General features: G+C 64.0%; 14 protein-coding genes. 6 read left to right on the top strand and 8 right to left on the bottom strand.

From position 1 onward, the window contains the following. Window positions 1–65: 65 nt before the first annotated feature. The 5 genes from gshB to ACTJK4_RS02605 all read right to left on the bottom strand — a co-directional run bounded on the left by gshB (window position 66) and on the right by ACTJK4_RS02605 (window position 5,511). Window positions 66–1,037: a glutathione synthase gene (gshB, locus tag ACTJK4_RS02625; RefSeq protein ID WP_260803994.1), complete on the bottom strand. Its 972-nt coding sequence runs from the start codon at window positions 1,035–1,037 to the stop codon at window positions 66–68. A 31-nt stretch (window positions 1,038–1,068) separates the two neighbouring features. Next, the gene (gene gshA, locus ACTJK4_RS02620; protein ID WP_232041838.1) at window positions 1,069–2,364 is read right to left on the bottom strand and encodes a glutamate--cysteine ligase; all 1,296 of its coding nucleotides are present in this window, start codon (window positions 2,362–2,364) and stop codon (window positions 1,069–1,071) included. A 368-nt stretch (window positions 2,365–2,732) separates the two neighbouring features. Continuing rightward, window positions 2,733–4,280, bottom strand: coding sequence for an ammonium transporter (locus ACTJK4_RS02615; RefSeq protein WP_343618390.1), 1,548 nt, complete (start codon window positions 4,278–4,280; stop codon window positions 2,733–2,735). A gap of 30 nt (window positions 4,281–4,310) precedes the next feature. Continuing rightward, window positions 4,311–4,649 carry a P-II family nitrogen regulator gene (locus tag ACTJK4_RS02610; RefSeq protein WP_027678364.1) on the bottom strand — a complete coding sequence of 113 codons (339 nt, stop codon included), beginning with the start codon at window positions 4,647–4,649 and terminating at the stop codon, window positions 4,311–4,313. Window positions 4,650–4,695: 46 nt separating this feature from the next. Continuing rightward, complete coding sequence (locus ACTJK4_RS02605) at window positions 4,696–5,511, bottom strand: TorF family putative porin (RefSeq protein ID WP_440815838.1); 816 nt, start codon at window positions 5,509–5,511, stop codon at window positions 4,696–4,698. Between the two features lie 534 nt (window positions 5,512–6,045). On the opposite strand from ACTJK4_RS02605, the gene ACTJK4_RS02600 reads away from it, so the two are divergent. The 3 genes from ACTJK4_RS02600 (at window position 6,046) to ACTJK4_RS02590 (ending at window position 8,728) form a co-directional block, all read left to right on the top strand. Continuing rightward, on the top strand, window positions 6,046–6,303 hold the full coding sequence (locus tag ACTJK4_RS02600) for an accessory factor UbiK family protein (RefSeq protein WP_004637064.1): 258 nt from the start codon (window positions 6,046–6,048) through the stop codon (window positions 6,301–6,303). A 168-nt stretch (window positions 6,304–6,471) separates the two neighbouring features. Further along, entirely contained in the window at window positions 6,472–6,984 is a 513-nt protein-coding gene (locus tag ACTJK4_RS02595; RefSeq protein ID WP_440815835.1) for a DUF1269 domain-containing protein, read from the top strand. Window positions 6,985–7,195: 211 nt separating this feature from the next. Then, a complete protein-coding gene (locus tag ACTJK4_RS02590) occupies window positions 7,196–8,728 on the top strand; it encodes a YifB family Mg chelatase-like AAA ATPase (protein ID WP_260803996.1) in 1,533 nt (510 codons plus the stop codon). Between the two features lie 63 nt (window positions 8,729–8,791). Here the strand turns inward: ACTJK4_RS02590 and ACTJK4_RS02585 are convergent, their stop codons facing one another. Both ACTJK4_RS02585 and ACTJK4_RS02580 read right to left on the bottom strand, forming a co-directional pair. Then, window positions 8,792–9,433, bottom strand: a complete 642-nt coding sequence (locus tag ACTJK4_RS02585) for a LysE family transporter (RefSeq protein WP_232041804.1) — start codon at window positions 9,431–9,433, stop codon at window positions 8,792–8,794. Between the two features lie 96 nt (window positions 9,434–9,529). Continuing rightward, window positions 9,530–10,099 carry a hypothetical protein gene (locus ACTJK4_RS02580; RefSeq protein ID WP_232041803.1) on the bottom strand — a complete coding sequence of 190 codons (570 nt, stop codon included), beginning with the start codon at window positions 10,097–10,099 and terminating at the stop codon, window positions 9,530–9,532. An 81-nt stretch (window positions 10,100–10,180) separates the two neighbouring features. Here ACTJK4_RS02580 and ACTJK4_RS02575 point away from each other — a divergent pair, with 81 nt between their 5' ends. The 3 genes from ACTJK4_RS02575 to ACTJK4_RS02565 all read left to right on the top strand — a co-directional run bounded on the left by ACTJK4_RS02575 (window position 10,181) and on the right by ACTJK4_RS02565 (window position 12,240). Next, window positions 10,181–10,696, top strand: a complete 516-nt coding sequence (locus ACTJK4_RS02575; protein WP_232041802.1) for an O-acetyl-ADP-ribose deacetylase — start codon at window positions 10,181–10,183, stop codon at window positions 10,694–10,696. Window positions 10,697–10,798: 102 nt separating this feature from the next. Next, a complete protein-coding gene (locus ACTJK4_RS02570; protein ID WP_440815830.1) occupies window positions 10,799–11,365 on the top strand; it encodes a TlpA family protein disulfide reductase in 567 nt (188 codons plus the stop codon). Between the two features lie 137 nt (window positions 11,366–11,502). Beyond that, the gene (locus tag ACTJK4_RS02565) at window positions 11,503–12,240 is read left to right on the top strand and encodes a DUF2278 family protein (RefSeq protein ID WP_232041800.1); all 738 of its coding nucleotides are present in this window, start codon (window positions 11,503–11,505) and stop codon (window positions 12,238–12,240) included. A 57-nt stretch (window positions 12,241–12,297) separates the two neighbouring features. Here ACTJK4_RS02565 and ACTJK4_RS02560 read toward each other — a convergent pair whose 3' ends face one another. After that, window positions 12,298–13,614, bottom strand: a complete 1,317-nt coding sequence (locus tag ACTJK4_RS02560; protein WP_232041799.1) for a sigma-54-dependent transcriptional regulator — start codon at window positions 13,612–13,614, stop codon at window positions 12,298–12,300. Between the last annotated feature and the right edge of the window lie 23 nt (window positions 13,615–13,637).

Genomic DNA, 13,637 nt, shown 5'->3' with positions numbered 1-13,637 from the left:
TGAGCGGCCTTGTACCGGACCTCCCCCTTGTGGAGGACCCTCGGCGGAGGGGCCATGCCGCCATTTCAGGCAGGCTTGCGCGCCAATCCGCTGCTCTTGCCCGCGGCGCGCTCCAGTGCATCGATGAACATTCCGGCCACATTGAAGCCCGTCTGCTGAGTGATTTCCTGGAAGCAGGTTGGGCTGGTGACGTTGACCTCGGTGAGGTAATCCCCAATGACGTCCAGGCCGACGAGCAGCAGTCCACGCTGCCAGAGCACGGGCGCAAGTGCATGCGCAATCACTTGATCACGCTCGGACAGCGGCTGCGCCTTGCCGGTACCACCCGCAGCCAGATTGCCGCGGACTTCACCGGCCATCGGCACGCGCGCCAACGAATGCGGCACCGGCGAACCGCCGATCAAGAGAATGCGCTTGTCGCCCTCACGGATCGCAGGAATGTACTGCTGAGCCATGATCGTGCGCGCGCCGTTGTCGGTGAGCGATTCGATGACCGCCCCAAGGTTCAGGCCATCGGGCCCCACGCGGAAGATGCCCGCACCGCCCATGCCGTCGAGCGGCTTGAAAATGACGTCGCCCTGCTCGGCGTGGAATTCGCGCAAGCGCTTGGCATCGCGCGACACGACGGTCGGCACGGTGAACTCTCGGAACTGCGCGATGGCGAGCTTCTCCGAATGATCACGAATCGCCTGCGGCTTGTTGAACACGCGCGCGCCCTGACGTTCGGCAATCTCCAACAGCCACGTGCTGGTGACGTACTCCATGTCGAACGGCGGGTCTTTGCGCATCAGCACCGCGTCAAAGCCCGTCAGCGGCAGCAGGCGCGCATCACCGGCGCGATACCAGTCGTGCTCGTCGCCGGTCAGGGCGATGGGCGTGGCCACGGTTTCGACCACGTTGTTCGCGAGCGTGAGCTGCGACTGCAGGCACGTGTAGATGGCGTAGCCGCGCGCCGCCGCCTCGCGCATCATCGCGAAGGTGGAATCCTTGTAGGTCTTGAACGTCGACAGTGGATCGACGATGAACAGGATGCGCATGGCAGTTCCTTCTGCAGCGGGGTACGGCCGATCAGATCAGCGGGTTGGGGTCGGTCTTCTCAAGCTCGAGCGAGGCAGCCAGCAGCGCCAGGCGCGCCACCACACCGTACATATAGAAGCGGTTCGGCTCGCCGGCGCCAGGCTTTGCATGGCTGTCCGGCAGCGAATTCGACGCAAACGGCAGTGGCACGAAATGCATGCCCGGCGCGTTGAGATTCTCGTCCACGCCGCGGCCCGTGTGAACCCGGTAGAAACCGCCCACCACATAGCGGTCGATCATGTAGACGACGGGCTCGGCCACCGCTTCGTTGATCTTCTCGAAGGTGTGCACGCCTTCCTGCACGATCACCTCGGAGACCTCAAGGCCTTCCTTGACCACGCTCATCTTGTTGCGCTCCTTCCGGTTGAGGCCCTTGACCTCGGAAGGATCACGCACGGTCATCACACCCATGCCATAGGTGCCGGCGTCGGCCTTGACCACCACGTAGGGGGTCTCGGTCACGCCGTATTCCTTGTACTTCTTGGCCGTCTTCTTGAGCACCGTCTCCACGGCGTGAGCCAGCTCTTCCTCGCCGGCACGCTCATGGAAGTCCAGCCCGCTGCATTTGGTGAAGTACGGGTTGACCATCCACGGGTCGATGTCGATCAGCTTGGCGAACTTCTTGGCCACTTCGTCGTAGGCGGCAAAGTGGTTGGTCTTGCGACGCTGCGACCAGCCGGCATGGAGCGGCGGCAGCAGATATTGCTCGTGGATGTTCTCGAGGATGGGCGGCACGCCAGCCGACAGATCGTTGTTCAGCAGGATCGAGCACGGATCGAAGTCCTCCATGCCCACGCGACGGCCCTTGGTACCGATACGCTTGATCGGTTCGACCACCAGGCGCTGCCCATCGGGCAAGTCGATCGGGGTCGGCTCGGTGATGTCCTCGGAAAGCGAGCCGAGGCGCACATTGAGCCCCGCTTGTCGCATGATTTGCGACAGACGCGCGACGTTCTGCAGGTAGAACATATTGCGCGTGTGGCGCTCGGGAATCAGCAGCAGGTTCTTGGCGTCCGGGCAGATCTTCTCGATGGCGGCCATGGCGGCCTGCACGGCCAGCGGCAGCATCTCGGGCGCAAGGTTGTTGAAGCCGCCCGGGAACAGGTTCGTGTCGACCGGGGCCAGCTTGAAGCCGGCGTTGCGCAAATCGACGGAACAGTAGAACGGCGGCGTGTGTTCCTGCCATTCCAGGCGGAACCAGCGTTCGATGGCGGGCGTGGCGTCAAGAATCTTCTGCTCGAGCTCAAGCAGCGGCCCGTTCAGCGCGGTGATCAAGTGCGGAACCATACCCTTTCCTATTGATGTTATTTATCGCCCACTCCGATTGTAGAGGAACAGGCAATAGCTTGCAGACGACAGCGGGCTATCGATATGCGGTCAGGAGCGAGGATTCGCAAGAGGCGCAGTGCGGCAGTGCAGCAGGCCACACAAAAAAAGCGGACAAAAAAAAGCGCGGGGCTGCCGCGCTTGGGGAATAGCCTGACAGATACGGGGAGCGTTCTGCAGGTGGAGGAAACCACGTCTGCAATGTAAGCGCCCGCATAACGAGAGGCAATTGAAGGTTTTTTACATCGGACTTAAGGACGTCCGGCTCAGGGCTGGCACAACAAAAAACCCGGCGCGCAGCCGGGTCTTTTGCAGGATGAGTAAGCGGATCAGTCTTCGTAGGCAGTTTCGCCGTGGGACGTGATGTCCAGACCCTCGCGCTCCTCTTCTTCCGGCACGCGCAGGCCGACGATGGCGTCGACGATCTTGTACGAGATGAACGCCACCACTGCGGACCAGATGACCGTGGTCGCCACGCCCTGGAACTGGATCCACAGCTGGCCCGCGATCGAGTAATCGTCGGCAACCTTGTTGGCGACATAGTCGTAGATGCCGGTGCCGCCGAGGCTCGGTGCCGCGAACACGCCGGTCAGCAGCGCACCGAGGATACCGCCCACGCCGTGCACACCGAACACGTCGAGCGTGTCGTCCATGCCCAGCATGCGCTTGAGGCCATTCACACCCCACAGGCACAGCAGGCCGGCGATGATGCCGAGCGCGATCGAACCCATCGGGCCGACAAAGCCGGCAGCCGGCGTGATGGCAACCAAGCCGGCCACAGCGCCCGATGCAGCACCCAGCATCGACGGCTTGCTCTTGCCGAACCACTCGCCGAAGCTCCACGAGAGCACGGCTGCGGCGGTTGCGAGCAGCGTGTTGACGAAGGCCAGTGCGGCGCTGCCGTTGGCTTCCAGGGCCGAGCCGGCGTTGAAGCCGAACCAGCCGAACCACAGCAGCGAGGCACCGACCATCGTCAGCGTCAGGCTGTGCGGCTTGAGCGCCTCACGGCCGAAGCCGATGCGCTTGCCGAACAGGAAGGCGCCCACCAGACCCGCCACTGCGGCGTTGATGTGCACCACGGTGCCGCCGGCAAAGTCCAGCGCGCCCTTCTGGAACAGCCAGCCCGACTTGGCCGTCATCACCTCGGCCGCCTTGGCGTCGGTAAAGCCGTCCGGACCCGGCCAGAACCAGACCATGTGTGCGATCGGCAGGTAGCTGAAGGTGAACCACAGCACCACGAACAGCAGGACAGCCGAGAACTTCGCACGCTCGGCGAAGGCGCCGATGATCAGCGCGCAGGTAATCGCCGCAAACGCGCCCTGGAAGGCGAAGTACGCGTATTCCGGCACCACCACGCCCTTGCTGAAGGTGGCTGCCACCGAATCCGGCGTCAGGCCCTTCAGGAACAGACGATCCAGCCCGCCGAAGAACGCGTTGCCCTCGGTGAACGCGAAGCTGTAGCCGTAGACGGCCCATAGGATGATGATGAGCGAGAAGATGCCCATGCACTGCATCAGCACGGACAGCATGTTCTTCTTGCGCACCAGGCCGCCGTAGAACAGCGCCAGACCCGGCAGCGTCATCAGGATGACGAAGGCGGTGGAGATCAGCAACCACGCCGTGTCGCCCTTGTTGGGAACAGGCGTAGCGGCGGCGGGTGCAGCAGGCGCAGCAGCTGCGGCGGCCGGAGCAGCCGCGGCGGCGGGCGCTGCAGCCGGTGCAGCAGCGGCCGGCTCGGAGGCTGCGGCCGCGGCGGCCGGCGCCGAAGCGTCAGCCGCCGGCTTGTCCTGTGCCACGGCCGGCGCCGACATCACGGCGCCTGCGAGCACGGCAACGACGGCCCCAGCCGTCAGGAATCGTGTGAACCAGGTTTTCATGTTTTGACCTCTTCCTTGGCGGATTGGGGCTTATAGGGCGTCGCCGCCGGTCTCACCGGTGCGGATGCGGATGACTTGTTCGACCTCGGCCACGAAGATCTTGCCGTCGCCGATCTTGCCGGTGCGCGCAGATTTTTCGATGGCCTCGACGGCGCGCTCGACCACGTCGTCGGGCACGGCCACCTCGATCTTTACTTTAGGCAGGAAGTCGACGATGTACTCCGCGCCGCGGTAAAGCTCGGTATGACCCTTCTGGCGTCCGAAGCCCTTGACTTCCGTGACGGTAATGCCCGACACACCCACTTCGGACAATGCCTCGCGGACCTCGTCGAGCTTGAACGGCTTGATGATGGCCATGATGAGTTTCATGCTGGTTCCTCCTCGGTCGGCGGCACCGGAGCACCGCCGCGCATCGTTATTGGAAAGTCTTGGTGATCGACAGCAGGGCCGTGGCCTTGCCCATGTAGTTGCCGCGCGTGTTCGTGTAGAAGGCGCGCGAAGCGTTCGTATCGATATAGGCCAGCGACGCCGCCCAGCCGTTGCCGAAGTCTTTCGTCACACCGACCTTCCAGTCGGCATACGAGGCGCGCACGGCCTGGTGCGGCACTTGCTGGTAGCCGGCATGCAGGTTCAGCGTCAGGCCCCAGAAGCCGGTGTCGAAGTTGCCCGACAGGTCGAAGTACTGGCTGTGATGCGAATCGGGCGTGCCGAACAGGTTCGAAAACGCGTGCGAGTACTTGAACGTGACCGGGCCGTAGCCGATCTGCGCATAGCCTTCGGTCGTGTGCGGACGCGTGAAGCCATCGGGATAGCTGCCCGGGTAGTAGTACTGCAGCACGCCCACGTCGATCGGCACGTCCTTGACGATCTCGGTCTTGTAGCCGCCGTAAAAGTCCATCTCGATCGGCGCGGAGACGTTCGAGTTCGAATCGCTCAACCAGCTGATCGACGAGTTCCAGTTACCGATGTAGAAGCCTTCGGGCAACACACCGCCCGGAATGGCGTAGTCAAAGCCGCCCTGGATGGCCGGCTTGTTGTTGGTCTGCATGATGCCGCGATAGCGGTATTGGCTGGCCAGCGTGACGTTGGCCGTGAGCGCGGCAGGTGCTGGCGCGGGCGCGGCGGCCGGCGCATCAGCCGCAGGTGCGGACTGCGCGATGGCGGATTGGCTCACACCGGCAACGGCACCGGTCAACAGTACAAGGCTGGCTGCATACGCGAACTTCTTCATAACGGCTCTCCCCCTTTAGAAAGTCGCAACGGCAATGGAAAAAAAATCGCACCAGTTCTGCAACTGTCATGCCATGTTGATGTCGTCGGATTGGAGGGCGTCTTCGGTTACAGCGACACGCTGCCCCGGCAGCGGAAAGCGTAAGGAATTGGGGACGGGTCGCGCCGGGTGGCAACAGTGGCCCGCCAAAGGTTGCTAGAGGCGGCTTTCCGCCATGGTGGCCTACACCGCCATGGCGCGATAAAAACCATGTGATAGAGTGATTTCAGCCTTATGCAGTGGCCTGCACGGCCGGGACCGGAAACTGCGACCCGTCGTTCTGTCCCCGTTTTTGTGGCGCCGCCAATGTCGCATCGCAGCGAGATTTGACGCAAGGTGTGCCGTTCGAAGCGCTCAGCCGGTACCATCGCGGCCGGCAGCACCGAAACCACGCGCCAAACGCAGGCCTTCGCACCACGGCACAGCAATTTCCTCGCACAGTTGCGGTGCATGCACCGGCTTGGCGCAGACAGCATGACCCACGGAGCAAACAACATGAAACCGACCGATCTCTTTTCCGACTTCCAAAATCGCGTAAGCGAAGCGCTGCGCAACTCGCCGGCGGCCGACATCGAGAAGAACGTCCGCGCGATGATGACGCAGGGCTTCTCCAAGCTCGATCTGGTCACGCGGGAGGAATTCGACGTGCAATCGCAAGTGCTGGCGCGTACGCGTGCGCGACTGGAAGAACTCGAAACGCGCGTGGCCGCGCTGGAAGCGCAACTCAAGTCCGCCGCGCCCGCAGATCAATAATCCGACGCCCGGTGTAGCCCCGGGTGCGCATCTGCATGATCGCTGTGCCGGCCGCGGCACCCATGATGCGACGCACAGCGAAAAGATCGATGCGCCGCCTTGTTGCAGCTGGCGAACTGATCTAGAACGTCCTTAAGACGCGCGCGTACCGCGCTTGAGGAGAAGATCATGCAACATCGCCTCTACTTCCTGATGCCGGACGTCGTCAGCGCCCGGCGCGTGATGAACGACCTCCTGCTGGCGCGCATCACCGAGCGCCACATCCACTTTGTTTCAAAGCCCGGCGTCGATCTCACCGGCCTGCACGAAGCCAACATCCTCCAGACTTCCGACATCGTCCACGCCACCCAGAACGGCTTGGTGATCGGCGGGGGTGCGGGCGTGCTGGCGGGCATCGTGGCGGCCATCTTTCCGATCGTCGGCGATGGGCCGCAGTGGGGCATGGTCGGCATTACCACGGTGGTTGGCGCGCTGTTTGGCGCGTGGGCTTCGAGCATGATCGGCAGCTCGGTGCCGAACAGCCGCCTGAAACCGTTCAAGCAGGCAGTGGAGGAAGGGCAGATCCTGCTGATGGTCGATGTGCCGCGCTCGCGCGTGAAAGAGGTACGCGCGCTGCTGCAGAAGACGCATCCCGAAGGCCACTTCAGCGGCGAAGACACGGCCATGCCGGCCTTCCCCTGAGTTGATCTGCCGACAACGAAGCCGGAGCCGAGTGCTCCGGTTTTTTTCCGCTTTTCATATCGACGGCGATCGTCAAATTTGGATGCCGGCGAACATGGCGGCGCAACGCGGCTGGCACAGTGGAGGGTTCCGCAACCGTCACGCTCCGCCACGCCATGCACCGATGCCACGCCCTCCGCCTCGCCAGTGAGATCCCTCGGAGGGCCGCGCAATGAGCCTCGCCGTACTGCGTTCGCGCGCGCTCTCGGGCATCGATGCGCCAGCCGTCTCCGTTGAGGTCCATCTGGCGAATGGCCTGCCATCGTTCACCATCGTCGGTCTGCCCGACACCGAGGTGAAGGAGAGCAAGGATCGCGTACGCGCGGCGATCCAGAACAGCCGCTTTGAATTTCCGGCACGGCGCATCACCGTCAACCTGGCACCGGCGGATCTCCCGAAAGAATCGGGACGGTTCGATCTGGCAATTGCACTGGGGATTCTCGCCGCGAGCCGCCAGATTCCGCACACGCATCTGGACGCACATGAGTTTGCGGGTGAATTGTCGCTCTCCGGCGATTTGCGGCCGATTCGCGGTGCACTGGCGATGGCGTACGCGCTATCGCGCAACCCCGTCCCTGCCGATGGCGATGCACCGCTTGCCCGCGCCTTCGTGCTGCCCGCCGAGAACGCCGCCGAAGCCGCGCTCGTAAGCGGCACCAAAGTCCTGCCTGCACGCACGCTGATCGAGGTGTGCGACCACCTGAGCGCGCCAGACCGCAAGCTCGCACCTGCGTTGCCGGCCCCGGTCGACGCGGACATTCACTATCCCGACTTGGCCGACGTACGGGGCCAACCGCAAGCGCGGCGCGCGCTGGAAGTGGCCGCCGCCGGTGGACATTCCATGCTGATGATCGGGCCGCCCGGCACCGGCAAGTCGATGCTCGCGCAACGGTTTCCCGGCTTGCTGCCGGACATGAGCGATGACGAGGCGCTCTCTGCCGCCGCCGTGATGAGCCTGACCACGCGCGGCTTCGACGCGCGGCGTTGGAAGGTGCGGCCGTTCCGTTCGCCGCACCACACGGCATCTGCGGTGGCGATGGTGGGCGGGGGCAATACGCCACGGCCTGGCGAAATCTCGCTGGCGCATCAGGGCGTGCTCTTCCTCGACGAACTTCCAGAGTTCGAGCGCCGCGTGCTCGAAGTCCTGCGCGAGCCGCTGGAGACCGGCCACATCACCATCTCACGCGCCGCGCATCAGACGGACTTCCCTGCCAGCTTCCAGCTGATTGCCGCAATGAACCCGTGTCCGTGCGGCTATCGCGGGCATCCGCTGCGGGCGTGCCGCTGCACGCCGGATCAGGTGGAGCGATACCAGGCGCGCATCTCGGGGCCGCTGCTTGATCGTATCGATGTGCAGATCGAGGTGCCCACGCCCTCGCAAGAAGAGTTGCTCGATGGCCCGCCTGGCGAACCGACGCTCAACGTGGCCGAGCGGGTTTCTGCCGCGTACGCGCGACAGCTTGCACGGCAAGGCAAACGCAACGCCTTGCTGGGTGGTCACGAAATCGATCTGCATTGCAGCCGCACCGATGCGGCCGATGGCTTGCTGCGTCACGCGATGACGCGCTTTTCGTGGTCGGCCCGCGCGTATGCCCGCGTGCTCAAGCTTGCGCGCACGATTGCCGACCTGGCAGGCGACGAGCAGATCGATGCAGCGCATGTGGGCGAGGCAATTCAGTATCGGCGCGGGGTGAAGGCAGACTAGCCTTCATCCACGCACTGCGCCTTGAACCCACTTGGCGGGTCGCCCGGGGGCGGCGTTTGAAACTCAGGCAGTCTGCCGCTTCACGAAAAACAGCGCTGCGCCAATGCTCATCAGCATGCCGCCGAAGAAGCGGCTCTGCCAACGCAGCGCGCGCGGATTGCGGAACAGTCGCTGCGCCCGCGAGGCAAGCAGCGCATAACCGTGCATGACAATCAGGTCGACGAACACCATCGTCGCCGCCAGGATGCCGAGCTGCCAAAGCAGCGGCTTGGCCGGATCGATGAACTGCGGCAGCACGGCCACCATGAACAGAATGCCCTTCGGGTTCGTCAGATTGGTCAGCAGTCCCACCAGGAAGCGGCGGCGCGCGCCACTGCCCGAAACCTTCACGGGCTCGCCGTCAGCCGGCTTGGCGATCTGAATGGGCGTGCGCCATTGCACGATGCCGAGATAGATCAGGTACATCGCGCCGATGATCTTGATGGCCGTAAAGGCGTGCTCCGACGCAATCAGCAGCGCGCCCAGCCCGGCCCCCGCAATGAACAGAATCACCACAATGCCCAGTTCCAGTCCCGCAATCGTGACCGACGTCCGGCGCACTCCATGCGTCAGGCCGTGGCTCATGCACAGGATGGCGCCCGACCCCGGCGAGATGGCGATCACCCAGGCGGCCAGAAAAAAAGCCAGCCAGACTTGCAACGTCATGATGGTTCCCCGTGATGTCGTGAATTGTGTTGCGGTAAAGCATAAGACGCCGATTGTGCACCGGCTGCGGCGAGTTCGCTCGGGCGCGCCCAGGATCTAGTACGGATGGAAGCTGGAGAGAAACTGGTCGACCTGTTCCTGCTGGCGGGCATCGCGTGCGGCATCACCCGATTCCAGCACGACAGCTTGGTATGCGCGCTTGCCCGTCGCGACTACGCGCGCGGTCAGCCGGCGCGGCGCGGGATCGTCCCCGCCCGCCCCCTGGGCGATCAATTCCACCGCCGGCAATGACAACGGCGGCTGTGCGGCGGTCTGCACGGCGATGTCGCGCTCGGTCACACGGCCCTTCAGATTGGCGGACAAGCCATTGCGCAGCGCTTCCACCGCGCGCTGGCGCCAGACCGGGTCATCCGCGGGCAGTTCCACCACGCCGACGGCGTACAGCGTGCCGTCAACGCTGGCGGCCTGCATCGTCATCGGCATGCGTTGGCCGTTGATGGCGATAGGCCTGGCTTCTGCGGTGGGCTTGGCGGGGTAATCCACGGCGTAGGCCCCTTCGTTGGAATGAACCGTGCGCCAGTCGTACTTGGGCGAACAGGCCATCAGCAGCGCACAGGCCACCGCGCCCAACCCGATCCGCCAGCCTGCCCCTGCTGTGACTGCCACGTCGCCTCCTGTAGGTTTTTGTCCAACTCCAAGCCGCCTATTATCGGACAGAGTGACCAGCCTCCTCCGCGAAGGACCGCCATGCCAGCCCCGCTCGTCGCCCTGCGCGCCCTGCGCGCCGACATCACCTCGCTTGACTGCGATGCCGTCGTCAATGCGGCGAATAGCTCGCTGCTCGGCGGAGGCGGCGTGGACGGCGCTATCCATCGCGCGGCCGGACCGGAACTGCTGGAGGCATGCCGCGCGCTCCACGGTTGCCGCACCGGTGAAGCGAAGCTCACGCCTGGTTTTCGGCTGCGCGCCCGCTACGTTATCCACACCGTCGGGCCCATCTGGCGCGGCGGCCAGCAAGACGAGGCGGGATTGCTGGCCGCGTGCTACCGCAACAGCCTGGAACTGGCGCGCAGGCACGACGTACGCAGCATCGCATTCCCGTGCATCAGCACCGGCGTGTACGGCTTCCCGCCGCAATTGGCGGCATCGATTGCCGTACGCGCCGCGCGAGAACACGGCACCGGTCTGGACGTGATCACCTTTTGCTGCTTTTCTTCAACGGACCTTGCCTTATACGAAGCGGCCCTCACCGAGGAAAAGTGATGCAAAAATCCCATCGCGGACGGATTGTCGCGGCCGACATGCGGCGCTGGCACGGCGGGCCTACAATAGATGCTTGATTTTCCTTCCGGACCCGTTGCCGCCATGGCCTCGACCCTGACTTCCTCCGCAACCCCAGCGCCAGCTCCCGCCACGTCAGGCGGTCGCCGTTGGTTGCTCCCCGTGATCGTGCTGGTGCTGGTGCTGGCAGTGGCCGGCTGGTTCGGCTGGCGTGCGTTCTCGCCGTCGCAGCAGGTGCCCGCCGCCACCTTCACGCTGCTGGATGGGAAAAAGCTTTCGACGCAAGACCTGAAGGGCAAGGTCTATCTCGTCAACTTCTGGGCTACGAGCTGCGCTACGTGCATCAAGGAAATGCCCAACATGATCCAGACGTACAACAAGTACAAGGGCGAAGGTCTGGAATACGTGGCCGTGGCGATGAACTACGACGCGCCGATGTATGTGATGAACTTCAGTCAGACGCGCCAGTTGCCCTTCAAGGTCGCAATGGACGCCGACGGCTCCGCCGCCAAGGCCTTCGGCGACGTGCAACTCACGCCGACCACGTTCCTGGTCGACCGCGATGGCCGCATCCTCAAGCGCTACGTGGGCGAACCGGAATGGTCGTCGTTCGACGCGCTGCTCAAGCAGACGCTGGGCAAGCAGGCCTGAGCACGCCATCCCCGATCCAAACGAAACGCCCGGTTGATGCCGGGCGTTTTTGTTTTCGGGCGACACAGGTTCCACACTAGGTTCACGCGTGCCTGCTGCAATGGCGGTCCGTCAATGTCTGGTTCGATGGAGTGCGCATGGCCAATCACTACTGCATGTTCAAGGGCAAGCTGAAATTCGGCGTGCCGTATCTGGAGGGCTACAACGGTAATCCGCATTACGCGATCGTGGTAGAAGCACCGGATGGCTCGGAGTTCGTGGTGCTTGCCAACGTGAAGTCCGACTCGAGCATGCCGGGCGCCGGGGCCGCCGGTTATCACGTGCTGTATCAGTGGACGGCCGATCTGCAGTTGCCCATCATCGCCGACCTGGCTGCGCTGGCCCCCGGGCTGCACGAGAACGGCTTCCCGCGCCTGGACTACGTGCGCGACGCCGGGCTGGTCGACTTTCCGAACATGCGGCCAATCGCGCTGGATACCGAGACCGAGCGCAACGACATCAACGCGCTCGTTGACGACATGCTGATGCTGGACCGCACCGCCACGCCGATCGATTACATCTACCACGGGAGCTCGGGCGACGACGACCGCAAAGGCTGGCCACCGCGCACCGACGTGATGGTTTACGGCTTTGGCTTCCTGTTCGAGCCGCAGCACAACGGCCTGCACGAAACCCACATGAACCAGGGCAACCCGGTCGTGCATACGCCGGGTGTGAAGGACCATTCGCGTGAGAACGGTACACAGCAAGACGGTGCTGTCATCGTGGAAATCGACGGCAAGTTTCAGGCACTGCTGATCGCCTTTCAGACGCAGCGGATTCCGACGGACGACCGTGGATATCCGGTGGCGGATGCGCATCCGATTCTTGGCTGAGCGCGAAAAGAAAACGCCCGGTCTGTGCCGGGCGTTGTTGTTTGCGGACGTGCAAAGTTAAAGGCCGTATCGCTTGATCTTGTCATACAGCGTCGCACGGCCAACCTGCAGAATATCCGCCGCCTGGTGCACCGAACCGCCCGTGCGCGCCAGCGTTTCGGCAATGACTGTGCGCTCGTAGCGTTCGACGCGCTCCTTGAGCGGCATGCCGTCTTCCGATGCATCCGGCACGACCGGCGTGCGGCCGACGCCCAGCACAAGACGATCGGCCGCGTTGCGCAGTTCGCGCACGTTGCCGGGCCAGTTCGATTGCATCAGCTCGTGGCGCTGGCGTTCAGCCAGCATCGGCAGCGGTCGCTGATAGCGTACGGCGGCTTCGAGCAGGAAATGTTCGAATAGCGGGATGATATCTTCGCGGCGTTCACGCAGCGGGGGCAAATCGATGACGACAACGTTCAGGCGATAGTACAGATCGCGCCGGAAACCACCCGCTTCAATCAGCGCTTCCATATCGCCCTTGGCGGCCGCAACAATCCGCACGTCGATGCGCACCGAGGCATTCGAGCCCAGCCGCTCCAGCGCGCCCTCCTGCAGCACGCGCAGCAGCTTGACCTGCAGCGCGATCGGCATGCTCTCGATCTCGTCGAGGAACAGCGTGCCGCCCGAGGCATGCTCGAGCTTGCCGATGCGCCGCTTGCCCGCACCGGTGAAGGCACCGGCTTCGTGGCCGAACATCTCGCTCTCGAAAATCTGTTCGGGCACGGCGCCGCAGTTCAGCGCAATGAACGGCTTGTCGTGACGCGGCGAGAGCATGTGCAGACTGCGCGCGACCAGCTCCTTGCCCGTGCCCGTCTCGCCGTTGATGAGCACCGGCGCATCGGTGGTCGCAACGTTCTCGATCAGCGCGCGCACAGCGCCCATCGCAGGCGAGCGCCCGATGATGCGCGTGCCGGCCGCCGGGCCCGCCAGTTCACGGCGCAGTGCGCGGTTTTCCAGCTCCAGCGCGCGGCGTTCGACCGCGCGGCGCACGGTCTCGGTCAGACGTTCGGCGGGAAACGGCTTCTCGATAAAGTCGAACGCGCCTTCGCGCATCGCCTGCACGGCCATCGTGATGTCGCCGTGGCCGGTGACGAGCACCACGGGAATCCCCGTGCCGAACGACTGGCAGTGCGCGAGCACGTCCAGGCCGCTTGCGCCGGGCAAGCGCAGGTCGCTCACGACCACACCCGGGAAATTCGCGTCGATCTTGCCGACGGCCTCTTCGGCGCTGCCAAACGCCTGCACGTTGAAGCCGGCCAGTTCCAGGCTCTGCGCGGTGGCCTGGCGCACAGGCGGGTCGTCTTCGATGAAGAGAACGTTCAAGCCTTCGGACATGGTTCGTATCTGTATGGAAAACG

Origin of the sequence: Ralstonia sp. 22111 (genome assembly GCF_052045895.1) — a bacterium.
Lineage (GTDB): Bacteria > Pseudomonadota > Gammaproteobacteria > Burkholderiales > Burkholderiaceae > Ralstonia > Ralstonia wenshanensis.
This window is presented reverse-complemented; position numbering and strand designations above follow the sequence as displayed.

What these genes read in the sequence shown, in the direction of transcription:
- gshB (WP_260803994.1), bottom strand. Translation starts at nt 1,037, where the DNA reads ATGCGCATCCTGTTCATCGTCGATCCACTGTCGACGTTCAAGACCTAC.
- gshA (WP_232041838.1), bottom strand. Translation starts at nt 2,364, where the DNA reads ATGGTTCCGCACTTGATCACCGCGCTGAACGGGCCGCTGCTTGAGCTC.
- ACTJK4_RS02615 (WP_343618390.1), bottom strand. Translation starts at nt 4,280, where the DNA reads ATGAAAACCTGGTTCACACGATTCCTGACGGCTGGGGCCGTCGTTGCC.
- ACTJK4_RS02610 (WP_027678364.1), bottom strand. Translation starts at nt 4,649, where the DNA reads ATGAAACTCATCATGGCCATCATCAAGCCGTTCAAGCTCGACGAGGTC.
- ACTJK4_RS02605 (WP_440815838.1), bottom strand. Translation starts at nt 5,511, where the DNA reads ATGAAGAAGTTCGCGTATGCAGCCAGCCTTGTACTGTTGACCGGTGCC.
- ACTJK4_RS02600 (WP_004637064.1), top strand. Translation starts at nt 6,046, where the DNA reads ATGAAACCGACCGATCTCTTTTCCGACTTCCAAAATCGCGTAAGCGAA.
- ACTJK4_RS02595 (WP_440815835.1), top strand. Translation starts at nt 6,472, where the DNA reads ATGCAACATCGCCTCTACTTCCTGATGCCGGACGTCGTCAGCGCCCGG.
- ACTJK4_RS02590 (WP_260803996.1), top strand. Translation starts at nt 7,196, where the DNA reads ATGAGCCTCGCCGTACTGCGTTCGCGCGCGCTCTCGGGCATCGATGCG.
- ACTJK4_RS02585 (WP_232041804.1), bottom strand. Translation starts at nt 9,433, where the DNA reads ATGACGTTGCAAGTCTGGCTGGCTTTTTTTCTGGCCGCCTGGGTGATC.
- ACTJK4_RS02575 (WP_232041802.1), top strand. Translation starts at nt 10,181, where the DNA reads ATGCCAGCCCCGCTCGTCGCCCTGCGCGCCCTGCGCGCCGACATCACC.
- ACTJK4_RS02570 (WP_440815830.1), top strand. Translation starts at nt 10,799, where the DNA reads ATGGCCTCGACCCTGACTTCCTCCGCAACCCCAGCGCCAGCTCCCGCC.
- ACTJK4_RS02565 (WP_232041800.1), top strand. Translation starts at nt 11,503, where the DNA reads ATGGCCAATCACTACTGCATGTTCAAGGGCAAGCTGAAATTCGGCGTG.
- ACTJK4_RS02560 (WP_232041799.1), bottom strand. Translation starts at nt 13,614, where the DNA reads ATGTCCGAAGGCTTGAACGTTCTCTTCATCGAAGACGACCCGCCTGTG.